Annotated in this window: 21 protein-coding genes and 1 other annotated feature; of the genes, 17 read left to right on the forward strand and 4 right to left on the reverse strand. The window is 51.9% G+C overall.

From position 1 onward, the window contains the following. Window positions 1–11 precede the first annotated feature (11 nt). Genes BMY11_RS02280 through hemB form a run of 4 tightly spaced genes read left to right on the forward strand, consistent with a single transcriptional unit; the run spans window position 12 to window position 4,195 of the window. Window positions 12–662 (forward strand): precorrin-2 dehydrogenase/sirohydrochlorin ferrochelatase family protein, encoded by a 651-nt coding sequence (locus tag BMY11_RS02280; protein WP_090572844.1) that lies wholly within the window; start codon window positions 12–14, stop codon window positions 660–662. Window position 663: 1 nt separating this feature from the next. Beyond that, window positions 664–1,629 (forward strand): hydroxymethylbilane synthase, encoded by a 966-nt coding sequence (gene hemC, locus BMY11_RS02285; RefSeq protein ID WP_090572845.1) that lies wholly within the window; start codon window positions 664–666, stop codon window positions 1,627–1,629. 6 nt (window positions 1,630–1,635) lie between these two features. After that, complete coding sequence (gene cobA, locus BMY11_RS02290) at window positions 1,636–3,198, forward strand: uroporphyrinogen-III C-methyltransferase (protein ID WP_090572846.1); 1,563 nt, start codon at window positions 1,636–1,638, stop codon at window positions 3,196–3,198. A gap of 1 nt (window position 3,199) precedes the next feature. After that, a complete protein-coding gene (hemB, locus tag BMY11_RS02295; protein ID WP_090572847.1) occupies window positions 3,200–4,195 on the forward strand; it encodes a porphobilinogen synthase in 996 nt (331 codons plus the stop codon). A gap of 47 nt (window positions 4,196–4,242) precedes the next feature. Here hemB and BMY11_RS02300 read toward each other — a convergent pair whose 3' ends face one another. Next, window positions 4,243–4,905, reverse strand: a complete 663-nt coding sequence (locus BMY11_RS02300; protein ID WP_177182462.1) for a Crp/Fnr family transcriptional regulator — start codon at window positions 4,903–4,905, stop codon at window positions 4,243–4,245. A gap of 106 nt (window positions 4,906–5,011) precedes the next feature. Here BMY11_RS02300 and hemL point away from each other — a divergent pair, with 106 nt between their 5' ends. The 6 genes from hemL (at window position 5,012) to murC (ending at window position 14,643) form a co-directional block, all read left to right on the forward strand. Further along, window positions 5,012–6,313 carry a glutamate-1-semialdehyde 2,1-aminomutase gene (gene hemL, locus BMY11_RS02305; protein ID WP_090572849.1) on the forward strand — a complete coding sequence of 434 codons (1,302 nt, stop codon included), beginning with the start codon at window positions 5,012–5,014 and terminating at the stop codon, window positions 6,311–6,313. Window positions 6,314–6,328: 15 nt separating this feature from the next. After that, window positions 6,329–7,324 (forward strand): RluA family pseudouridine synthase, encoded by a 996-nt coding sequence (locus tag BMY11_RS02310; RefSeq protein WP_256217265.1) that lies wholly within the window; start codon window positions 6,329–6,331, stop codon window positions 7,322–7,324. Between the two features lie 96 nt (window positions 7,325–7,420). Further along, window positions 7,421–8,665 carry a LysM peptidoglycan-binding domain-containing protein gene (locus BMY11_RS02315; RefSeq protein WP_090572850.1) on the forward strand — a complete coding sequence of 415 codons (1,245 nt, stop codon included), beginning with the start codon at window positions 7,421–7,423 and terminating at the stop codon, window positions 8,663–8,665. Between the two features lie 166 nt (window positions 8,666–8,831). Then, window positions 8,832–9,076: a binding site (T-box leader), on the forward strand. Between the two features lie 77 nt (window positions 9,077–9,153). Then, window positions 9,154–11,811: a valine--tRNA ligase gene (locus BMY11_RS02320; RefSeq protein WP_090572851.1), complete on the forward strand. Its 2,658-nt coding sequence runs from the start codon at window positions 9,154–9,156 to the stop codon at window positions 11,809–11,811. 62 nt (window positions 11,812–11,873) lie between these two features. After that, window positions 11,874–13,241 (forward strand): bifunctional folylpolyglutamate synthase/dihydrofolate synthase, encoded by a 1,368-nt coding sequence (locus tag BMY11_RS02325; RefSeq protein WP_090572852.1) that lies wholly within the window; start codon window positions 11,874–11,876, stop codon window positions 13,239–13,241. Between the two features lie 7 nt (window positions 13,242–13,248). Then, window positions 13,249–14,643: a UDP-N-acetylmuramate--L-alanine ligase gene (murC, locus tag BMY11_RS02330; protein ID WP_090572853.1), complete on the forward strand. Its 1,395-nt coding sequence runs from the start codon at window positions 13,249–13,251 to the stop codon at window positions 14,641–14,643. A 255-nt stretch (window positions 14,644–14,898) separates the two neighbouring features. Here the strand turns inward: murC and BMY11_RS02335 are convergent, their stop codons facing one another. From BMY11_RS02335 to BMY11_RS02345, 3 genes are all read right to left on the reverse strand, one after another. Then, window positions 14,899–15,333 carry a VOC family protein gene (locus BMY11_RS02335; protein ID WP_090572854.1) on the reverse strand — a complete coding sequence of 145 codons (435 nt, stop codon included), beginning with the start codon at window positions 15,331–15,333 and terminating at the stop codon, window positions 14,899–14,901. A gap of 154 nt (window positions 15,334–15,487) precedes the next feature. Further along, window positions 15,488–16,012 carry an SRPBCC family protein gene (locus BMY11_RS02340; RefSeq protein WP_090572855.1) on the reverse strand — a complete coding sequence of 175 codons (525 nt, stop codon included), beginning with the start codon at window positions 16,010–16,012 and terminating at the stop codon, window positions 15,488–15,490. A gap of 78 nt (window positions 16,013–16,090) precedes the next feature. Further along, window positions 16,091–16,420 (reverse strand): ArsR/SmtB family transcription factor, encoded by a 330-nt coding sequence (locus tag BMY11_RS02345; RefSeq protein WP_090572856.1) that lies wholly within the window; start codon window positions 16,418–16,420, stop codon window positions 16,091–16,093. A gap of 117 nt (window positions 16,421–16,537) precedes the next feature. On the opposite strand from BMY11_RS02345, the gene BMY11_RS02350 reads away from it, so the two are divergent. The 7 genes from BMY11_RS02350 to mreD all read left to right on the forward strand — a co-directional run bounded on the left by BMY11_RS02350 (window position 16,538) and on the right by mreD (window position 22,253). After that, on the forward strand, window positions 16,538–17,974 hold the full coding sequence (locus tag BMY11_RS02350; RefSeq protein ID WP_090572857.1) for an SPOR domain-containing protein: 1,437 nt from the start codon (window positions 16,538–16,540) through the stop codon (window positions 17,972–17,974). Between the two features lie 62 nt (window positions 17,975–18,036). After that, the gene (locus BMY11_RS02355; protein WP_090573494.1) at window positions 18,037–18,279 is read left to right on the forward strand and encodes a DUF4321 domain-containing protein; all 243 of its coding nucleotides are present in this window, start codon (window positions 18,037–18,039) and stop codon (window positions 18,277–18,279) included. Window positions 18,280–18,312: 33 nt separating this feature from the next. After that, the gene (locus BMY11_RS02360) at window positions 18,313–18,945 is read left to right on the forward strand and encodes a Maf family protein (RefSeq protein WP_090572858.1); all 633 of its coding nucleotides are present in this window, start codon (window positions 18,313–18,315) and stop codon (window positions 18,943–18,945) included. 39 nt (window positions 18,946–18,984) lie between these two features. Then, window positions 18,985–19,674 carry a RadC family protein gene (radC, locus tag BMY11_RS02365; protein WP_090572859.1) on the forward strand — a complete coding sequence of 230 codons (690 nt, stop codon included), beginning with the start codon at window positions 18,985–18,987 and terminating at the stop codon, window positions 19,672–19,674. A gap of 45 nt (window positions 19,675–19,719) precedes the next feature. Next, complete coding sequence (locus BMY11_RS02370) at window positions 19,720–20,748, forward strand: rod shape-determining protein (RefSeq protein WP_090572860.1); 1,029 nt, start codon at window positions 19,720–19,722, stop codon at window positions 20,746–20,748. A 120-nt stretch (window positions 20,749–20,868) separates the two neighbouring features. Further along, window positions 20,869–21,732, forward strand: a complete 864-nt coding sequence (gene mreC / locus BMY11_RS02375) for a rod shape-determining protein MreC (protein WP_090572861.1) — start codon at window positions 20,869–20,871, stop codon at window positions 21,730–21,732. Beyond that, window positions 21,729–22,253, forward strand: coding sequence for a rod shape-determining protein MreD (gene mreD, locus BMY11_RS02380; RefSeq protein ID WP_090572862.1), 525 nt, complete (start codon window positions 21,729–21,731; stop codon window positions 22,251–22,253). Before mreC ends, mreD begins: the two co-directional genes overlap by 4 nt. Window positions 22,254–22,314: the final 61 nt, after the last annotated feature.

Raw genomic sequence — 22,314 nt, forward strand, 5'->3', positions numbered from 1 at the left:
TCGCCAGGGAAATGAGAGATTATTATCCGATGATGGTGAGGCTTCATGGCCGGCGCTGCGTCGTCGTTGGCGGCGGAGCAGTTGCGGAGCGTAAGGTTCGCAGCCTATTAGATGGCGGGGCAGACGAGGTTATTGTCATCGCGCCTCATATAACTGAAGAACTGAAGATGCTCGCGAATAGCGGGTGTATCGGCCTTGTGCAACGGGAATACATAGAACAAGACCTGCACGAGGCTTTTCTTCTATTCGCAGCGACCGATTCACGGGAAGTGAATGGGAGAATTGCAGCCTACGGCGAGAGCTGCGGGGCGCTCGTCAATGTCGCCGATCTGGGCGAATCCGGTCATTTCATTACGCCATCTGCAATCAGACGGGGCGAGCTGCTGATCGCAGTGACGACTGGCGGCGCTAGTCCGGCATTAACAAGCCTATTGAAGAAGCAGCTAGCGGGGCGGTATGGCGCTGCTTATAAGGAGCTTGTGGAGCGGCTGCGGCTGCTGCGCGAGCATGTGCAAGGCGAAGTGATAGATGAAACTGCAAGGACGAACATATTACGCCAGGCTGCGGAAGAGCTTGCTGCTCCTGGGGCGGAGTATGATCGCAATGAACCAATAGATGAGTGGATGAGCAGGCTGCAGCAGGCAGCAAAGAGGAGACAATAACATGCCTTATATCGTAGATGGACGTCGTGTAATCGTTGTAGGAACACGTCAGAGCGCGCTTGCATTAACACAAACAGGCCAAGTCATTGATCAGTTGAAAGCGATTTGTGGAGAGCACGGGCTTCCGTATGATTTTGAAATTCGCAAAATTGTGACGAAGGGTGACCGTATTCTTGATGTGACGTTGTCCAAAGTCGGCGGTAAAGGTCTCTTCGTGAAAGAAATCGAGCAGGCGCTGTTTGATCAAGAGATCGATCTTGCCGTTCACAGCATGAAGGACATGCCTTACGAGCTGCCGGAAGGTCTCATGAATGGCGCAGTTCCGAAACGGGTTGATCCACGTGATTGCCTGATTTCGGCGGGCGGCTTGTCGCTCGAAGAGCTTCCGCAAGGAGCAAAGGTGGGCACAAGCAGCCTGCGCCGCTCCAGCCAATTGAAGAATGCGCGGCCTGACTTGCAAATCGAGTCGATTCGCGGCAATATTGATTCCCGCATTAAGAAGCTGGAGACAGAAGGCTTCGATGCGATCGTACTTGCAGCTGCAGGCTTGCACCGAATGAGCTGGGACGGGAAGATATCGGCATACCTCTCGGAGGAGCTGTGTGTTCCGGCGGTTGGTCAAGGTGCGCTCGGCATTGAGTGCCGCGAAGACGACGCTGGAGTGCGCGAGTTGCTCGCGCTTCTGAACGATCCGATTACCGCACTTGCCGTGTCGGCTGAGCGCAGCTTCCTTGGCGCCCTGAACGGCGGCTGCCAAATCCCGATTGGCGCTCACGCGACAATCGTTGGAGAAGCGGAGGATGGTTCCGCGCTGCTGGAACTGACCGGTATTGTCGGCTCGGCTGACGGCAGCGTTCTGCTGAAAGAAACATTGCAAGGCAATGATCCGGTTGCGCTCGGCTTGGAAGCTGCAGCGCTGCTTAAAGCTAGAGGAGCAGACCGTATATTAGCTGAAGTTAGGGGATGAGCGACTGTGCTACAGAGAAGCGGCAAGGGGAAGGTCTATCTCGTAGGAGCGGGTCCAGGCGATCCAAAGCTCATCACGATTCGGGGAAAAGAATGTATAGCTACTTGTGACGTCATCGTTTATGACCGGCTCGCAAGTCCACGATTGTTGAAATATCTAAAGCCGGGCGCCGAGAAGGTCTACGTCGGCAAGCTTCCAGATCGTCATACGATGAAGCAAGAAGATATTAACCAACTGCTTGTTGATCTTGCCTTGCAAGGGAAGGTCGTCGCTCGTCTGAAGGGCGGCGATCCAACTATATTCGGGCGCGTTGGCGAAGAGGCGGAGCTGCTGTATCAGAACGGTATTGAGTTCGATATCGTGCCGGGCATTACCTCTGCAATCGCCGTGCCTGCCTATGCGGGCATTCCGGTTACGCATCGCGATTTGGCTTCATCTGTATCTATTATTACGGGTCATGAAAGTCCGGATAAGCTTGACCATTCCATTCATTGGGACAAAGTAACGCTAGCAACGGGCACACTTGTCTTCCTGATGGGGGTAGCGAAGATCGGCTACATTGCTGAGCAGCTCATCAAGCATGGCAAACCTGCGGATACGCCTGTGGCGCTTGTTCGTTGGGGCACACGAGTGGAGCAGCGGACCGTAACGGGGACGCTCGAGACAATTGAAGCGATCGTGGAAGCGGCGGACTTCAAGCCGCCGGCGGTAATCATCGTCGGCGACGTTGTGCGTCAGCGCGAGAAGCTGATGTGGTACGAGCGCAAGCCGTTATTCGGCACGCGCGTGCTTGTGACACGCGCGAGAGCGCAGAGCAGCGACCTTGTCGAACAGATTGAAGAGCTTGGCGGCGAGGCCTGCGAATTCCCGGTTATTGAGATGAGGGAGCCTGCAGGAGATGCGGCGGTGGCGGAGCTAACGGCTGCGCTGCAAGCGGCGGAGCAGTATGAGTGGCTCATGTTCACGAGCGTCAACGGCGTCGATTATTTCTTCAGCTGGCTGAACAAGCTGCGCATTGATATTCGCCGGTTTCACCGCGCGCGTATTGCCGCGGTCGGTCCGAAGACAGCAGAAGCGCTGGAGAAGCGCGGCATGCTGGTTGATGTGCTGCCTGTCAAATTCCAAGCAGAGGATCTGCTTGATAGCTTGAATGAGCATCTCATAGAAGGCCAACGCGTGCTGTTACCACGAGGCGATCTCGCACGCGAAGTGATGCCCCGTGAGCTGAGGGCAAGAGGGCTGACGCCTGTCGAGATCGACGTGTACGAGACGGTACTTGCGGAAGAGCAAGACGAAGAGACGTTTGAGCTGTTGCTGGGAGGTAAAGTGGACGTTATCACGTTCGCAAGCTCTTCGACGGTTACGAATTTACTCGAAGTGCTGCGGCGTATGGGCGTGGAACAGCCTGTAGAGCTGCTGCAAGGCGTAGATATAGCATGTATTGGTCCTGTGACGGCGCAAACAGCTGCTGAGGCAGGACTTACGGTAACGATTCAGCCTATCGATGCTACGATTGACGGACTTATTGATGCAATAGCAATGAATCGCAAGCTGAAGGGAGCATACTAACATGGCATTTCCAATTACAAGAAACCGCAGATTGCGCGGAACTGCAGGTCTGCGCAGCTTGGTGCGCGAGACACAACTAACGGTGGATGATTTGATATATCCGCTGTTCGTTACAGTCGGTACAGGCATCAAAGAAGAAATCGCCTCGATGCCGGGTGTCTATCATCTGTCGATGGACCTCCTCAAGCAGGAGATTGATCAAGTAGTCGCAAGCGGAGTCAAAGCGATTCTGTTGTTCGGCGTTCCAGCAACGAAGGATGCAGTCGGTTCGTCCGCGTATGATCATAACGGTATCGTGCAAGAAGCGACGCGTGCGATCAAAGAATGGGCGCCACAGCTGCTCGTCGTTGCAGATACGTGCCTCTGCCAATTTACCGATCACGGCCACTGCGGCATGATCCACCACGACGAGCGGACAGGCCGCGCAGAAGTTCATAACGATTCTTCGCTCGAGCTGCTCGTGAAGACGGCTGTTTCGCAGGCGGAAGCTGGCGCAGACATTATTGCGCCATCCAACATGATGGATGGCTTCGTTGGCGCAATCCGTGAAGGACTGGATACGGCAGGCTTCGAGTCTGTGCCGATTATGTCCTACTCGGTCAAATATGCGTCTGCATTCTACGGACCGTTCCGTGATGCGGCTCACTCCGCACCACAGTTCGGCGATCGTAAGACTTATCAGATGGACCCAGCGAACGCGCGTGAAGCGCTTCGTGAAGCAGAAGCGGACATCATCGAAGGCGCGGACATGCTGATGGTGAAGCCTGCGCTTGCTTATCTCGATGTTGTACGGATGCTGAAAGAGTCTTTTGACTTGCCGGTTGTTGCTTACAATGTCAGTGCGGAGTATTCGATGGTGAAAGCTGCTGCGGCTAACGGCTGGATTGATGAGCGCGCGATTGTGCTGGAGACACTTACAGGAATGAAACGTGCGGGTGCGGATATCATTATTACGTATCATGCGCTTGATGTGGCACGCTGGCTGCGCGGCGAATAACGAAACTAAGCTAGGCTTTGCATGAGTGTAAAAAAAGCCTGAACGGTCTAGCCGTTCAGGCGGGCAAGGTCGAGCTTATATTCATTTAAGCCGAACTTGAGGATGTTGCGGTCCTCGAGATCGCGAAGCACCTGGGATAACGCTTGCTTCGTAACGCCAGCCATCTGAGCGAGCTCGTCAAAGTTAAGCGCAACTTTAATTGTGATGATGTTGCCAGAGCGCGAGCCGTGGCGGTTAGCAAGTAGGATGACGTTCTTAAGCACGCGGGTGCGGGCATCAACGAAGGTCAGGTCATAGACATGCTGGTTCGTGTCGCGCAATCTGCGACACAGCTCAGCCATAATATGGCGAGTAATCTCAAATTGATTGCGGAGCAGGTCATTGAATGCTTTACCTGCGATAACAAGCAATGTCGTCGATTCAAGCGTCTGTGCGGAAGCCGAACGCGGCCTGCCGTCAAGCAGTGACAATTCGCCAAAGCTCTCGCCAGCTTGGATGAGCGACAGGACCTTTTCCTCGCCTGCTGTACTGCGCGTATAAATTTTCACAGAACCTTTTAGCAGAATATAGAAAGCTGAACCATGATCATTTTCCTGAAATAGCACGGTTCCGGCAGAAAACGATTGTTTATTCGCGATCGACAAAATATGATGGAGCAATTCGTCGTTCAAGCTTTCAAATAGCTGTACGTTCTTCAATAGTTCGATCAATGTAATCAGCCTCTCCATCTGAAGTACCAGGCCAAGATAGTAGAAAAGCCTGTACGAACAGAAGTGTACCATATGATTGTCACTAATTAACAGGCAGGTGTCACAAATGAACGTTAAGAATCAGAAAAGGTCGGATGAACGCTCCAAAGCTGCTTTCGCTAAAGCGAAGATGGTCATTCCCGGCGGCGTTAACTCTCCGGTTCGCGCTTTCAAATCTGTTGGACTAACACCGGTATATATGGATCGCGGCGAAGGCTACCGCGTCTACGACATCGATGGCAACAGCTACATCGACTATGTCGGTTCGTGGGGACCGCTCATTATGGGTCATGCTCATCCAGAGGTTATTGAAGCGATCAAGAAGACGGCTGAGAAAGGGACAAGCTTCGGCGCTCCAACGGAGCTCGAGACGCTGATGGCTGAGCTCGTCTGCGATCGGGTGCCATCGGTCGAAGTCGTCCGTATGGTAAACTCCGGCACGGAAGCGACGATGAGCGCACTGCGTCTTGCCCGCGGCTATACGAAGCGCAGCAAGATTCTGAAGTTCGAAGGCTCGTACCACGGTCATGCGGACAGTCTGCTTATCAAGGCAGGATCAGGCGTTGCAACGCTTGGATTGCCTGACAGCCCTGGTGTACCAGAGAGTGTGGCATCCCACACGATTACCGTTCCTTATAATGATCTGAACGCCATCAAGCTGGCGTTCGAACAGTACGGCGAGCAAATCGCATGTATTATCGTTGAGCCAATTGCCGGCAACATGGGTGTCGTTCCGCCTCTACCTGGCTTCCTGCAAGGGCTGCGCGACATTACGACGCAATATGGTAGCTTGCTCATCTTTGACGAAGTGATGACAGGCTTCCGCGTTCATTACAACTGTGCGCAAGGCTTGTATGGCATAACACCGGATCTGACTTGCCTTGGCAAAGTCATCGGAGGCGGCCTGCCAGTCGGCGCATACGGCGGCAAACGCGAAATTATGGAAATGATGGCGCCTAGCGGCCCGATCTATCAAGCTGGGACGTTGTCCGGCAATCCGCTTGCGATGGCAGCGGGTTATACGACGCTTAGCCTGCTTGCACCTCAAACGTACGAGCAGCTTGAGCGGATGAGCGTTCGCTTGCAGCGCGGCTTTGAGGCGAATGCTTCGAAACACGGCGTACCTGCTACGATTAACCGTGTAGGATCCATGGTTTGCCCGTTCTTCACAGAGAAGCATGTCATCAACTATGACACGGCGAAGACAGCGGATATGGAGCGCTTCAGAGCGTATTTTGCCTCGATGTTGGATTTGGGCGTTAGCATTGCGCCGTCCCAGTTTGAAGGCATGTTCGTCTCTGGCGTGCATGACGAAGCGGCAATTGATGCAACGATTGAAGCACACGATGAGGCGCTTCGCCGTCTCTAATAGGAGCTGAGAGCCGTGGTTGAACATAGCTTGTTAAAATATGAACGAAGCGGGGAGTGGCTGAGCTTGTCGGCGAATGAGCTGGCGATCCATGCTGCCCCTGCCGGAGTTCAGCAGATAGAGGCCGGGAGTCATCCGCACCATGTGCGGCAATGGCTGCTGGCCCTTGGTTTGTTTCCGGAACGGTACTTGAATCGCCTTTTCTCAGTTGGCGGCATCCAAATGGACGTAGACACGATCCGGCTTCGCACCTTCGTTCCGGCAGATCCGGCGAAGGATGCGGTTTATCGGATGGCGATGCAGCAGCGAGAGGAATTGGAGGCCGTGAGGTCGTCCAATGAGCGCGCACAGGCAGAGGTGCTTTTTCAAGATGACTGGTGCCTCGTTATGGATAAGCCGGCGGGGATGCCGGTTCATCCAAATGCACCCGGCCAGCGCGGAACTCTTGATGAGGCGGCAGCACTCGCCGGTATCGGACATGGCGACCATCAGCCCGCGAAGCATATCCACCGGCTGGACGATGATACGGCTGGACCAGTGCTATATGCGCGAAATGAGCTGGCGCAACTGCACCTGGACGAGGCGATGCGAGAGAAGACGATAGGCAGGCAGTATGTCGCCCTAGTGCAAGGCGTGCTTCGCAAGCCAGTAGGAACTATTGATGAGCCGATCGGCAAAGACCGCCATCATAGCGCCCGCAGACGTGTGTCACCATCCGGCGATCATGCCGTCACGCATTACGAAGTAATTGCTTCGTACCGCCGCGCGACGCTTGTGCGCTTATGGCTGGAGACCGGAAGAACGCATCAAATTCGTGTCCATCTGAGTCACCTCGGTCATCCGCTCGTTGGCGATACGCTGTACGGCGGCAGTGATGCCAAGCTGCGCCACCAAGCGCTGCGAGGCGAGCAGCTGACGTTCATCCATCCGTGGAGCGCGGAAGAGATGACGGTGCAGGCGGATGAGCCTGAATGGTTCCGAGAAGTGCGCGAACGCTACGCTTCACTGTGAAAATCGTAGTCATGCCTACCCGACCCTTGCCATATAGATAAATAGGGAAGAAAGCTGTAACCAAGCTTTGGTGAGAGGGGAAAGGAGGACGACAACGTGCCTAGTCAGTCAAACGGTTTACGATTTGACATTTATGAACGGGTTCATTTGCCTGATGAAGTAGCGGCAATCGACGAGCTGGAAGAAATTGAGCTTGTCCCCCGTATCGGAATCGTTCAGCAAGACGAGCAGGTGTTGTTAAAAGGACATTTGCTCCTGACCGGCGTATACCGCGCTCAGGATGAGCCTTTAGCTGAACAATCATTGGAACACTGGATTCCTGTCGAAATTACGCTTCCTATGAATCGCATCCACCGACTGGATGACATCTCCGTAGAGATTGATAACTTCGACGTTGATCTTCTGTCAACGCGAACGCTCAATATTACGGGTGTGCTGTCGCTGAAAGGAATTGAGCTAGGACAGTCAAGCCCGCAGGAAGAGTGGCAGCGGGAAGAGCCTTTCACGGTTGTGCATAAAAGAGATCCAGTAGAGGTGCCGAATTACGAAACGTTGTTCGAGCAGCAGACCGGTTATGCAGAGCCTCAGGCCATACGTAATGAAGGTTGGGAGCCTGCGGGCAGCCCGCCTACCTACAACGAAGCGTTTATCCGTGATGCGGCGGCCCAAGCGGCGCAGGCGGCTTTCGAGCAAGAGGAGACCGCTCGCGTAGCAGCAATCGTGAGGCAGCAGCAGTTGGAAGAGGAGGCTCGAGAAGCAGAAGCGGCGCTTCAAGCGATTGAGTCCGAGGTGCCTGATGAGGTGATCGAAGCGGCAATTGCAGGACCTCCCGCGGAGAATCCGTTTATAGCTGACGCTGCAGAACGCGAAGCCAGGAGTCGTCAGTTGGCCGCGAATATCGCAGATGCGCCGGCTGCGCAGCAATTTGGTGACATTTCGGCATTCGAAGCCGAGTCGGCCCGCAAATTGAAAGTCGCGGTCGGGGGCAAGCCAGCCGAGGAAGAGGCTGAGGTTGCTCAGCCGCCTGGCGTCGGCTTCCGGTCACTGCTGCAATCGAGCCGCAGGGAGCAGGAAGCAAGGGCGGCGGCGGAGCAATCGGCCGAACAGGCTGCGAAGGAAGCGCGCAAATCGAGCGGAGATGACATCGAATGGAAGAACCTGTTCTTCAGCCGTTCGGGCGAGGATCAGTCCTTCCGCAAGTTACGCATCTGTATCGTGCAGCGAGAGGAGACGCTCGACGTCATCGCAGGCCGTTACCAGCTGCAACCCCGTGAGATTGCACTCTATAATCGGCTGCCGGATCAGAGCATCAGCGAAGGCCAAGTGTTGTATATTCCATAACGCAAGCGAGATAGATGCAGATAAGCCTCCGAAAAGGACTGCAAGCAGACCTTTTCAGAGGCTTTTTTGCTGTCTTTCCCAAATCTCTGGAAGTGTGGACGGCTGTGGGATTGACGTGGACAATTAAGAACGTGTATGATAGAAAAAATAGGGTTATACTCTTATTATAATGACGTTGATGGGGAAGAGTAGCAGGAATACCTTCAGAGAGCGGAACCAATGCGCTGAGAGGTTCTGCAGGTAATGAACTGCGACAGGTCGCCCCGGAGTTGCTGGAATGAAACGGTACTAATCGTTAGTTCAAGCCGGCTGCAGCCGTTATCTGTTATAAAGTTGTCGAATGAAGCCGTTTCATGCGGTTTATTCGGAACAAAGGTGGTACCGCGGAAGCTAGAACCTTTCGTCCTTTGCTATTAAGGGCGTGAGGTTTTTTTTGCGTTTATCCAGTTTATTACGATATTGAAATACATTGGAAGCGAGGAATAGTGATGTCACAGAAACAAGCAATGACAGAGATGCCGACGACGTACGATCCGAAGGCAGCCGAGTCCAAATGGTATCCATATTGGATGGAGGGCAAGTTTTTTGAAGCAGGCAAGCGTCCAGATGCGGAAGCCTATACGATTGTAATTCCTCCTCCGAACGTAACGGGTATGCTGCACATCGGGCATGCACTCGATTTTACACTGCAGGATATTCTGATCCGTACGAAACGGATGCAAGGCTATGATGCGCTGTGGCTGCCGGGGAGTGACCACGCAGGTATTGCGACGCAAACAAAGGTTGAGCAGAAGTTACGCGAGGAAGGCGTATCCCGCTATGACCTGGGACGTGAGAAATTCCTGGAAAAAGTGTGGGAATGGAAAGATCTGTACAATGAGACGATACGTGAGCAATGGGCGAAAATGGGCTTCTCGCTCGACTACTCGCGTGAACGTTTTACACTGGATGAAGGGCTGTCCGCAGCGGTTCGCGAAGTTTTCGTTCGCCTCTATGAGAAAGGCCTAATCTACCGCGGCAAAAAAATCATTAACTGGGATCCGGCTGCGCGCACCGCGTTGTCCGATATCGAGGTTGAGCATAAAGAAGTGAACGGACATCTGTATCACCTTCAATATCCACTGAAGAACGGCTCGGGCTTTATTACCGTTGCGACTACTCGCCCAGAGACGATGCTCGGCGATACGGCGGTTGCGGTACATCCGGAAGATGAGCGCTACATGCACCTGATCGGCGAACTGATCATTCTTCCTATCATCGGCAGAGAGATTCCGATCATTGCTGACGAGTATGTGGAGAAAGAATTCGGTTCTGGTGCGGTGAAAATCACGCCGGCGCACGACCCGAACGACTTCGAGGTTGGCCTTCGCCATAACCTGCCGCAAATCGTTGTGATGGATGAGAGCGGTACGATGAATGCAGAAGCTGGTCCGTATAACGGCATCGACCGTGCAGACTGCCGCAAGCGTATCGTTGCAGATCTGCAAGAGCTTGGCGTTTGTATCAAGATTGAAGATCATGTACACCAAGTTGGCCACAGTGAGCGCAGCGGCGCAGTTGTTGAGCCGTACTTGTCGACACAATGGTTCGTTGAGATGAAGCCGCTTGCTGCAGCTGCGATCGAAGCGCAGAATACGGGTAAGGGTGTTAATTTCGTTCCAGATCGCTTTGAGAAAATCTATTTGCAATGGATCGAGAATGTCCGCGACTGGTGTATTTCCCGCCAATTGTGGTGGGGACACCGCATCCCGGCTTGGTATTGCGATGCTTGCGGCGAAATGCATGTTGCGCACGAAGCACCAACATCCTGCACCTGTGGCAGCGAATCTCTTCGTCAAGACGAAGACGTACTCGACACTTGGTTCAGTTCTGCGCTGTGGCCGTTCTCAACACTCGGCTGGCCGGAGCAGTCTGAAGACTTAAAACGGTTCTATCCGACGAATGTTCTAGTAACAGGTTATGATATTATTTACTTCTGGGTTGCCCGGATGATCTTCACGGCGCTTGAGTTTACAGAAGAGAAGCCGTTCAAGGACGTTCTCATGCACGGTCTCGTTCGTGACGAGAACGGTAAGAAGATGTCCAAATCGCTTGGCAACGGCGTCGATCCGCTTGAAGTGATCGAGAACTACGGCGCTGATGCGATGCGTTTCATGATTTCGACAAGCAGCACGCCGGGTCAGGATCTGCGCTTCCGCTGGGAACGCGTTGAACAAGCGCGTAACTTCGCGAATAAGATCTGGAACGCTTCGCGGTTCGCTCTCATGAACCTTGAAGGCGTAACGGCAGCTGACATTGACATCAATGTGAAGCTTGGAACGGCAGATCGCTGGATTCTTCACCGTCTGAATGCTGCGGTTGCTGACGTGACGCGTCTAATTGACAGCTATGATTTTGGCGAAACCGGCCGTGTGTTGTACAACTTTATCTGGGATGACCTGTGTGACTGGTATATCGAATTCGCGAAGCTGAACCTGAACGGTCAGGATGCGGAAGCGAAGCGCGCGACGCAGTCCGTACTCGCATACGTACTGGATCGCACACAGCGTCTTATTCATCCGTTCATGCCGTTTATCAGTGAGGAAATATGGCAACACTTGCCGCATGAAGGCGAGACGATTACGCTCGCTCCGTGGCCGGTTTATGATCCAGCGCTTGAAGCGCCTGAAGCAGTTGCCGAGATGGAGCTGCTCATGGATATGATCCGTGCGGTTCGAAACATCCGTGCTGAGGTTAATGTACCGATGAGCAAAAAAGTTGAGCTGCTAGTAAAACCGTCGAGCGATAGCACTGCTGCCATTCTGACGCGTAACGAAGAGTTCATTGTCCGCTTCTGCGGCACGTCGAAGCTTGAGATCAGCGAAGCGCTCGTTGCTCCGGATAAGGCAATGACTTCAATCGTAACAGGTGCTCAAATGTACTTGCCGCTTGCTGGCCTCATTGATATCGAGCAAGAGATTGCTCGTCTGAACAAAGAGGTTGCGAATCTGACAAGCGAAGTTGAGCGTGTGGAGAAGAAGCTTGGTAATGAGGGCTTCGTTGCGAAAGCGCCTGCGAAAGTTATTGAGGAAGAACGCGCGAAAATGGCTGACTATGCGGAGAAACGCGAGAAAGTGCTTGCGCGTATTGAGGAGCTGAAGGGCTAGAACAGCCCTTCAGAGCTTTTCAATTCGCAGCATTTCGCTGCAGAAGGAAGAAGGAAATCATAATGACTGAACAACAGTTATCGTCACCGCTTGCTAGCTATGAAGAAGCAAGAGATTGGATTGTAGGGCTCGTCCCATTCGGCATTCGCCCCGGCATGGAGCGGATCGAGAAGCTGATGGAGCTGTTGGGCCACCCGGAGCGCCGGCTCAAATTTATTCATGTGGCGGGCACGAACGGCAAAGGCTCCGTTTGCGCTTATTTGACCAGTGTACTGCTGCGATGCGGCTATGATGTAGGGACGTTTACGTCCCCTTACATAACGAAGTTTACGAATCGTTTCAAGTATAATGATGCGGACATTCCCGATGCAACGCTGCTAATGCTCGGGAACAAGCTGAAGCCTCATGTCGAAGCGATTGCGCAGACCGAGCTTGGCTCGCCTACGATGTTTGAAGTATCGACGGCACTGGCGATTTTGTATTACGGCACTGTGGCATACCCTGATTTTGTCGTGTGGGAAACAGGGCTTGGAGGACGTATGGATGTGACGAATATCGTGACACCGATTGTATCGGTAATTACGAATGTTGGACATGATCATATGGATATTCTCGGTGATACGATTGAGGCAGTCGCGACGGAGAAGGCTGGCATCATTAAGGCAGGTGTTCCCGTCGTCAGTGCAGTGACACAGCCGGAGGTTGTAGCCGTTGTTACTTCGACAGCTAAGAAGAAAAGCAGCTCGCTCTATCTATTGGGTGAAAAGTTTCATGAATCAGCGCTTCAGGTGGCGGAGAATGAGCAAACGTTCCGTTTTGACGGCTTGTTCCGCACGATTGAACCGTTAACGATTACGCTAAATGGTGCACATCAACGGACGAATGCAGCTGTAGCAGTCATGACGCTTGAAGTGCTGCGGCAGTATTATGCGGCTATCATTGAGGATGAAGACCTTCGGGAAGGGCTTCGCATTGCAGCGTGGCCGGGGCGCCTTGAGATGATTCAGCAGTCACCTAGGCTGCTCATCGACGGTGCGCATAATCCGGAGGGCGCTCAGACCTTGGCAGCGGCACTTCGTGATACGTATTCGTACAAGCGTCTGCATCTCATGATGGGGATGCTCTCGAATAAGAATCATCGTGACACGCTCAAGCATATACTACCTCTAGTGGATACGCTTATCGTGAGTGAGCCGAATTTCCGCAAGGCAATGCCTGCTGCGGAACTGGCTGAGCTCGTCAGCGAGATTCGTGATTCAATTGACCGTCCTATTGAGCTCATCGTTGAACCCGATTGGAAGCAGGCTCTTAAGAGACTGCAAGGTTTGGCGAATGAAGCGGATTTGGCGGTCGTTACCGGAACGCTCTACTTAATTGCAGACGTCCGCTCCCAATTGCTCAACAATAAGGATTCTGAAAAAGGTTGGTGAACCGTCTTTGAACACAGCAGAGCACGTTCATTTCATCGGTATTGGCGGTTACGGCATGAGCGCCATCGCGCGCGTCATGCTGGAGATGGGCTATAAAGTGACAGGCTCAGACGTTGCCGGGCAAGAGCTTACGGAGAAGCTTGCAGCCAAAGGAGCGCGTATTTACATCGGTCATGAGCCGGAGCATGTCAAAGGGGCGGACTTGGTCGTATACTCGACGGCGTTATCTCGTGATAACGTTGAGCGCAAAGCGGCGGAGGAGCTGAACATTCCGATTCTTCACCGCGCTCAAATGCTTGCGAAATTGATGAATAACGGCAAAGGTGTCGCTGTCGCCGGCGCGCACGGCAAAACAACGACATCCTCGATGATCGCACTGGTGATGGAAACTTGCCTGCTCGATCCGACTTATATCATTGGCGGTGAAATCGTCAATGTCGGTACGAATGCTAAAGCCGGCAAAGGCGATTATGTCGTGGCGGAAGCGGATGAGAGCGACGGCTCGTTCCTGCAGTACCATCCTACAATTGCCATCGTGACGAATATCGAACCCGATCATCTCGAAAACTACGACGGTGATTTCAATAAATTAAAAGCAGCTTACGTGCAGTTTCTAAGTCAAGTGAGGGATAGCGGCAAAGCGATCGTCTGTGCGGACGATGATAATATGCAAGAGATGCTTCCTGAGCTTACCGCAGGTCCTCTTGGTCGTGAAGGCGTACTTACGTACGGCATTGACCATGAGGCGATTTACCGTGCGACGAATATTACACTCGGCGATCGTAAAGCATCGTTCGATATGACGCGTCACGGCCAGCTGCTTGGCCGTATTGTGCTGTCTGTTCCAGGCCGCCACAATGTGTATAATGCAATGGCAACGGTCATTACATGCCTGGAAGCGGGCGTATCGTTCGAAGCGATTGCGGAAGCCATCGTTGATTTCCGCGGCGCGAAACGCAGATTCCAGGTGCTCGGCGAAGTGAATGATATTCTCGTTATTGATGATTATGCGCATCATCCGACAGAGATTCAGGCGACGATCAGCGCTGCCAAGTCGACGGGCAAGCGGATCGTTGCGGTGTTCCAGCCGCAGCGGTATACGCGCACGTTCTTCTTGCTCGAGCAGTTCAGTCGTGCCTTCTCGGAAGCGGATGAAGTGCTCATCACGGATATTTATTCACCCGCAGGGGAGCAGCAGATCGAAGGCGTTCACTCCAAGAAGCTTGTGGAGATGATCATCAAGAACAGCAACGCAAATACGTCATACTATCCGACCAAAGAGGAAGTGTTGGCGGTGTTGACAGACCAAGTGAAGCCGGGTGATCTCATTATTACGATGGGCGCCGGTGATATTTGGAAGGTTGCGGATGCACTTGCGAAGACGCTCCGCGGGAAGGCTTGAGGGAGAGTTCCCTACAGCGATACCCTTTAATAATTAAAGTTCAAATGCTACACCTGAAATCAACTTCCACCTCCCTAAATCCCTCCAGAGGAGGGACCCCAAAGGGAATGGTCCCTCTGGACACCTGAATGGTCTAACGTTTGAATGACAGAGGCCGTATAGAGTTACTGTGGAGATGGAGATTACGTGAAACATGAAAAAGCTGAGAGTCGGTTGGTCGACTGCTCAGCTTTTTTTGGTTTGTTTATGGATTAACTAGTTGACGTCTTGCCAGGCTGCGAATTTATTGCCGTCTGGATCAAAGAAATGAAACGACCATCCACAGCCGCTATTATCCTTTAGCTCTGATACTTTCGCACCATCTTCTTTCATGAGTTGATAGAGCTCATTAATTTGCGTCACTTCGAAACATGCAGCTTCCATCACATAGTGCTCGTCTTGATCATCCCAGTCATGGGTTACAAAATTAGCCGTTTGTTTCACGGTTGTCTCTAGGAAGAATATCCCCTGTCCGGAGGCAAGCTTAACATTGCCTTGAGTCGATAAAGTGATAAGACCATATTTCATAAAGAAATGTTTTGCTAGTTCTGCGTTTGTCACTGGAATGTAAATACATTCAATTCGCTTTAATCGGGCTTCCGTATGGGGATAATTGATCTCAAGATTTTGCTTCAGCTCCAATTTATTCATAGAAATTCCCCCTAACTGTCTTCAGTTATGTTCATTCTACAAGTATTAAGGAAATTCCTTCCATACTCTAGGTATCTACATTGGCAGAAAACTGGCCCAAACACAAAGAAGCTGAGAACCGACCATACGGTTCTCAGCTTCTTTTCTACTTTCTCTAAACGAGCGCTGCGAGGTACGCATCGAGCTGTGCCAATGTGCCTGCGAAGCCGCCTTGAACAAGGTGATGCGATTCGTTGAAAGTTTTGATCTCATCGTCGGAAGCGTTGAATGGCTTGCCACGCATAATTAGCAGCGTTTTGCCGCCTTCTTGCTCTTCGAATACAAGCTCGTTCCACACTTCAATCGGCCAAGTTGGCGCCATCGGATGGCGGTGGCTGTTACCCTCTTTATCCGAGAAAGAAGTGATATAAACGAGACGATTCGGCTCGTCGATTTCACGATACTCGAATTTGCCCCACATTTCCTGGCCGTCCGGCGTCTTCATGCTGTAATGGAAGAGGCCGCCTTGTTCAAGGTCAACTTTGCACTCGCCCATTTCAAGTCCTGCTGGACCCCACCAGTGCTTCAAGTGCTCGGCTTGTGTGAATACCTTAAATACAAGCTCACGAGGAGCGTCTAGTACGCGTGTAATGAGCAATTCATTTATGTTCTCGCCAGTAGTTGTTTGATGATCTGCCATGTTGATTCCTCCAAAGTTATCATTTTGTACGAGATTGTTTATTATCTTACGAGCTTACGAATGTGCCAAGAGGTCCTCCTACTCTTCTTGATTCGGGTCCTTCGCCTGCAGCTTGCGCAAATAAATCTCCAAATCATCGAACTTTCCCTCCCAGAAGCGGCGGAAAGAACTGACCCAGTCATCGAGCTCCTTGAGTGGCGCAGTTCCCAGCTTGTAAATTCGCCGATTGGCAACTGGATGCACCTCGACAAGTCCTACCTCAAGAAGCACGCGCAGATGTTTGGATACTTGCGGCTGATTCAGTTCAAGCCGTTCGGCGATTTCACCCACTGTGAGAGGGCCGTCTCGCAGAAGCTCGACAATTCGTAATCGGTTAGGCTCAGCAAGAGCGCTCATAGTCGAATTCATGTTTTGAATATACCTCATAAGGAATATTCCTGTCAAGGAATGTGTATTGGCGGAGTCATACTTCTCTCAACTTTTTCATAGACTCGTACTAGAGTATGTGGACAAGGAGAGAGTGCGATGAATAATAAAGGACGCATTACCTATCGTTTCGATCAGCGGAGCGGAGCACGGATGGAGCCGAAGCAGGAAGAGAAGCGGCGCGAGAACTCCGCGAATGTCGTACCTTTTTTTCAAGAGGAACTTAAATTCACATCCGATATAGGTCCATGGAACAGCTCCTTCCAAAATGATGCCCAAGCGCTGGAGCAGCTTATTCGTGAGGCAGACGGCCAAATTCCTAAGCAGAAGCCGCGGCGTGCAGAGCAGGCCCGAGAATCAGTTGAACAAGATCAGCAGCCCATACAACCCATCTCTGATCGGCAGCGGTACCATACTGAGATTCAGCCATACCCAGAGACAGATGTGCTCGAACCGATTCTGCTAGGTGATGAATACGAAGAAACGCCAATCAAACGACCAGCGAAGCCTCCTCAGGTTATTGATATGTACCCGATCATAGATGTGGAGGAGGAAGAACGGTATCGCCGCGCAAGCAGCGATGAACGCAATGCTAGAGCTTCCTTTGGTTCTTATTTAACGGGATCATCACAACGCCCGAGTAGAGGGCCGTCATGGTATAAAGTATTTGCTTCGGTCACCGGGGCGATCGCAACTGGCGCGCTATTTGGTTATTTTGTACTTACACTTTTTACTGGCGGCGGTGGTACGTCTGGCAATGAAGCAGCGACGGTAACAAGCAAGCCGTCTTCCGAGGCGAGCACTGATTCAGCTGCAGGAGGTACAGACAAGAATACAAACAACAATTCGAATACAACGCCTGACGCTTCTGGCGCTGTAAACAATAGCAACCAAGCTAGTTCGCAAGCTGCACTGGTACAAGTAAAAGTGCCTGCCTCCACGTATTATATGCTTCAGTACGGCGTATTCAGTAACAAGGAGGGCCTTGATGCAGCAGTGAGCGAGCTGAATGAGAAGGGGCTTGCAGCGGCTTCCTTAACGTCTAGCGAGGATTACCGTGTCTACGTGGGCATGTCGACGGACAAAGACAATGCGCAGCTGCTCGGCCAGCTTCTGACGGGCATGGACGTTTATGTGAAGCAGCTCGAACTGCCTGCTGTTTCCTCGATTCCTTTTAAAGGGGACAGCTCCGTCGTCGAATCGTTCTTCTCGCAAACGACCGACCTGCTAACGAAGCTGGATTCGTTAACTTTGGAGCAATTAAGCGGCAGCAGCACAGGAGGTTTGGCAGCAGGAGATTGGAAGGGGCTGCATGAGACCTGGACACACTCCGCTGCGCTCATGGAAGCAGGCATGACGGACAAAGTGAATAAGAACGCACTGCTTAAGCTTGTCCAATCTATGAATACGGCGGCGCTGGCTGCTGACGCATATGTGAAGAAACCGTCGGAAGCCTACTTGTGGTCCATGCAGAAGGCATTGATGGAAGCCGTATTCACCCAGAAAGGTTGGTTTGCATCTATGGATGCATTGTAATGCGTTACTTCCCCGCGTATAATAAAGTGTACGTGTCAAATTATGACGAGGGACGTAACAACATGAAGAAAAATTTCTGGGTATTTTTATTATTTCTGCTCATTGGATTATTGACAGGCGCACTTCTTTCTAGGTGGCTGTCGGAAGTACCAGGACTTTCGTTCCTCACGAAAACAACGACGATTAAGTGGGCGCCGGCAGCGGATTTGCTCGTGCTCAGCTACAATTTCTCACTTCGAATTGAGATCAGCCTACTAAGCATCGCTGGACTAATTGCAGCGATTTGGGTTTACCGGAAGCTATAACGGGGTATCTATGTATGCGTAAGGAGCGTCACCATGAACGTGAGATCTTCTTCGAATTCTTCTTCAACTATACGCCAGCTCGTGCTGGCTTCATCTTCTCCCCGCCGGCAGGAATTGGTCGCGTCACTCGGCCTTTCCTTGCCGGTTCTCATTTTGTCCAGCGATGCTGATGAAAGTACGCCACAGAACTGGTCTCCGGCAATGATCGTGGAGCAGCTAGGTCTGCGCAAGGCCAGAGCCAGCGCCGAACTGCTAAGCAGTGAAGCTAATAAGAGTTCTCTTATCATCGGCGCAGACACGATTGTCGTGTTAGACGGCAAAGTGCTCGGCAAGCCATCGGACAAGAACGACGCTATTCGGATGTTGACAGCACTCGAAGGTCGGCAGCACGAGGTCTATACCGGCGTTGCCCTCATTGAACCTGCTACTAGCTGCGAGCTTGTCTATCACCGGATGACTCGCGTGACTATGAAGCAGCTTGGCGAAGAACGGATTCGGCGCTACGTCGATTCCGGGGAACCGCTCGATAAGGCGGGCAGCTACGGCATTCAGGGACTTGGCGCAACAATGGTGGAGCGGATCGACGGCTGTTATTTTAACGTAGTCGGTCTTCCGTTATCGCTACTGTCGGACATGCTAGATGAATTCGGCATCAACGTGATTTAACAGCACAGAGACGAATCTCGCATAAAGGCAGGGATGTCTATGGAAGCAAAGTCATTTGTTTTGAAGGATATACCGCACAGCGAAAGACCTCGGGAACGAATGATGTCGGCGGGGGCTGAGGCGTTAAGTCATGCTGAGCTGCTAGCGATCTTATTGCGAACCGGAACGAAGCGGGAATCCGCAGTTCTGCTCGCTTCGCGTATCTTGAATCAATGCGGCGATTTGCGGGGTTTAGTGGATATGAGCATAACGGAGATGACGAAGATCCGCGGCATTGGGACGGCGAAGGCGGTCCAACTTCGAGCAGGCATTGAGCTCGGACGCCGGCTTGCTAGAAGTGAGCAAGGCGAGCTTCCTACCATACGAAAACCAGCCGATGCTGCGAACTTGTTAATGGAGGAACTTCGCTACTTGAAACAAGAGCATTTTGTCTGCTTGTTTTTAAATACGAAGAATCAGGTTATTTTAAAAGAAACATTATCCGTCGGCACCCTCAATGCGACCTTAGTGCATCCTCGCGAAGTATTTCGGGCAGCTATTAAATGCAGCAGCGCTTCGTTGATTTGCGTACATAACCATCCAAGCGGCGATCCAACGCCGAGTCCTGACGATATAGCGCTTACGAGACGCCTGATCGATGCAGGTGAGCTTGTAGGTATTGATGTTCTCGATCACTTGGTAATAGGTGACAATCGCTTTATCAGTTTGAAGGAGCGAGGTCACATGTAATATAATAAGAGGGATTGTCTGAAAGCAGAAAGGAAGTATACAAACATGTTTGGAACGAAAGATCTAGGAATTGACCTTGGCACAGCTAACACACTCGTCTATGTAAAAGGTAAAGGCATTGTCGTAAGAGAACCGTCCGTGGTAGCTCTGCGTACAGATACAAAAACGATTGAGGCCGTCGGCGAGCAAGCAAAGAAGATGATTGGTCGTACACCTGGCAACATTCGTGCGATTCGTCCGATGAAGGACGGCGTTATCGCGGATTTCGAGACAACGTCGACAATGATCAAATACTTTATCCGCCAGGCGCAAAAGCAGCGTGGATTGTTCCCGCGCCATCCGAATGTGATGGTGTGTGTGCCGTCAGGCATTACTGCTGTTGAGCAGCGCGCCGTGAAGGACGCGACGGAACAAGCAGGCGCTCGCGAAGCGTTCACGATCGAAGAGCCGTTCGCGGCGGCAATCGGTGCGGACTTGCCAGTATGGGAGCCGACAGGCAGCATGGTTGTTGACATCGGCGGCGGTACGACAGAAGTGGCCGTTATTTCGCTCGGCGGTATCGTAACGAGCCGTTCGATCCGCATTGCCGGAGATGAAATGGACGAAGCGATTATGCAATACATCAAACGGATGTACAATCTCATGATTGGCGAGCGGACTGCGGAGCAGTTGAAGATGGAGATCGGCTCTGCGCTGATAGGAGATCGGGCGGAAACGATCGAAATTCGCGGTCGTGATCTCGTAACAGGCTTGCCGAAGACGCTGCCGGTTTCGTCGGAAGAAATTTGCGATGCGCTGTCGGATACAGTGAATGCAATTGTCGAAGCAGTGAAGGTTACACTTGAGAAATGTCCACCAGAACTGTCAGCGGACATTATGGACCGCGGTATCGTTCTTACAGGCGGCGGTGCGCTGCTGAAGAATCTGGACAGGCTGTTGTCGCGTGAAACGGGTATGCCCGTTATCGTAGCAGAGAATCCGCTCGACTGCGTTGCAATCGGCACTGGCCGCGCACTTGACAATATTGATTTGTTTAAAACACGCGGAGGCCCGGTTTCTCGTTCCAAAAGATAAATCCGGCGTGTGGATCGATAGGGGAAAACGGATGAGCAACGTTGATTGTATTGAACGAACCAACGGGTTCGTTCCGCATTCAGCGCGGAATGGGCAGGTGTAGGGAAGTTGTTTAATTGGATGCGAAACAGACGGATGTTCGTCTTAATGATTGTGTTTATATTATTCGTTACGGTAATGGGCTTCTCCATCGGAGATCGAAAGAAGCTGACGTGGCCGGAGAACTTTGCGCTCGATTCCACCTCATTTGTGCAACAATGGTTGTACAGGCCCGCTGGTTATGTAGCGGGCTTGTTTCAAGATTTGTCGAACTTGCACAATATTTACAAGGAGAACGAAGAGCTTCGCATTGCAGCTGCGGCTTATGCCAGAGACAGCATTAAATTTAACCGAATCGATGCCGAGAATAAACGGCTTCAAGAAAAGCTGAATTTCACGGAGCGGCAGAAAAAACTGTATGACTACAACTATTTGATTGCACAGGTAGTGGCAGTCAGCCAGGATCCGTATGATGATACGATTCGAATTAATCTGGGTTCCAAGGATGGAATTAAACCGAACATGGTGGTCGTTACGGATAAAGGCCTTGTCGGTCTTGTCAGCCGAGTGGATCCGTTCTTCTCGTCGGTTATGCCGATCACGAAGCTCAGTGATACGTCACCTGATACGAAAGCCATCGCAGCGACAGTATTTGGCAAGGAGACCGATTCGTTTGGTATCGTCGATTCCTATGATCCGGAAACCGGCAAGCTGTTCATGTCGAAGATTTCCGAGCATGATCCACTCACCAAGGGCGATACGATCATTACATCGGGTCTAGGCAATGTCTTCCCGCGCGGAATGGTTATCGGTACCGTGGATTCCAGTCAGGTCGGCGACTTCGGCCTCACGTATACGGCAACGATTACGCCGGCAGCGGATTTCGACCATTTGACAGAGGTGTTTGTCGTGCAGCCTGCTGAGACAGGAGAGAGCGATAAATGAGCATGCAGCGCATCGTTGGCGTCATGCTGCTGCTCTTCCTCATACAAGGCACCTTGTTCTATTGGTTCGTGCCAAGCAGCATGGTAGGGCGGATCGTCCCGCATTTTACGCTCGCTTTTGTCTTGTTTGCCGGGCTCTATCGCGGCAGACACTCCGCCTTGATCCTCGGCATGGCGTTCGGCTTATTGCAGGATCTGGCTTTCTACGGACGCATTATTGGCATCCATTCGTTCACAATGGGACTTGTCGGTTATATGACAGGTCTTCTCTTGGAGCGTAGGAAGAGTACACTTCTGATGGCACTGACGATGATTGGCATGTCCACGCTTGTATATGACACGATCGTTTACTTTATCTATCGTGTATTTCGATTAACGAGCGAGACGTATGAGTGGGCATTGTCTGAGCATATGGTTCCGAGCTTGTTCCTGCAGCTGCTCTTCTCACTAGCGATCTACGTGCCTGCGCGAAGATGGTTTGAGGGCAGCTTTGTTGCGAAGAGCGAAGAAGAAGAAACTTGACGAAAGTTGGCGCACCTGCCAGGCAGGAATCTGCACAGTTTCAAAGAATCGTATAGAGAAG

Source organism: Paenibacillus sp. OV219 (genome assembly GCF_900110075.1).
Classification (GTDB): domain Bacteria; phylum Bacillota; class Bacilli; order Paenibacillales; family Paenibacillaceae; genus Paenibacillus_Z.

Coding starts and splice junctions, on each gene's coding strand:
- BMY11_RS02280 (WP_090572844.1), top strand. CDS start 12: ATGAGAGATTATTATCCGATGATGGTGAGGCTTCATGGCCGGCGCTGC.
- hemC (WP_090572845.1), top strand. CDS start 664: ATGCCTTATATCGTAGATGGACGTCGTGTAATCGTTGTAGGAACACGT.
- hemB (WP_090572847.1), top strand. CDS start 3,200: ATGGCATTTCCAATTACAAGAAACCGCAGATTGCGCGGAACTGCAGGT.
- hemL (WP_090572849.1), top strand. CDS start 5,012: ATGAACGTTAAGAATCAGAAAAGGTCGGATGAACGCTCCAAAGCTGCT.
- BMY11_RS02320 (WP_090572851.1), top strand. CDS start 9,154: ATGTCACAGAAACAAGCAATGACAGAGATGCCGACGACGTACGATCCG.
- BMY11_RS02325 (WP_090572852.1), top strand. CDS start 11,874: ATGACTGAACAACAGTTATCGTCACCGCTTGCTAGCTATGAAGAAGCA.
- BMY11_RS02335 (WP_090572854.1), bottom strand. CDS start 15,333: ATGAATAAATTGGAGCTGAAGCAAAATCTTGAGATCAATTATCCCCAT.
- BMY11_RS02340 (WP_090572855.1), bottom strand. CDS start 16,012: ATGGCAGATCATCAAACAACTACTGGCGAGAACATAAATGAATTGCTC.
- BMY11_RS02345 (WP_090572856.1), bottom strand. CDS start 16,420: ATGAATTCGACTATGAGCGCTCTTGCTGAGCCTAACCGATTACGAATT.
- BMY11_RS02350 (WP_090572857.1), top strand. CDS start 16,538: ATGAATAATAAAGGACGCATTACCTATCGTTTCGATCAGCGGAGCGGA.
- BMY11_RS02355 (WP_090573494.1), top strand. CDS start 18,037: ATGAAGAAAAATTTCTGGGTATTTTTATTATTTCTGCTCATTGGATTA.
- BMY11_RS02360 (WP_090572858.1), top strand. CDS start 18,313: ATGAACGTGAGATCTTCTTCGAATTCTTCTTCAACTATACGCCAGCTC.
- radC (WP_090572859.1), top strand. CDS start 18,985: ATGGAAGCAAAGTCATTTGTTTTGAAGGATATACCGCACAGCGAAAGA.
- BMY11_RS02370 (WP_090572860.1), top strand. CDS start 19,720: ATGTTTGGAACGAAAGATCTAGGAATTGACCTTGGCACAGCTAACACA.
- mreC (WP_090572861.1), top strand. CDS start 20,869: ATGCGAAACAGACGGATGTTCGTCTTAATGATTGTGTTTATATTATTC.
- mreD (WP_090572862.1), top strand. CDS start 21,729: ATGAGCATGCAGCGCATCGTTGGCGTCATGCTGCTGCTCTTCCTCATA.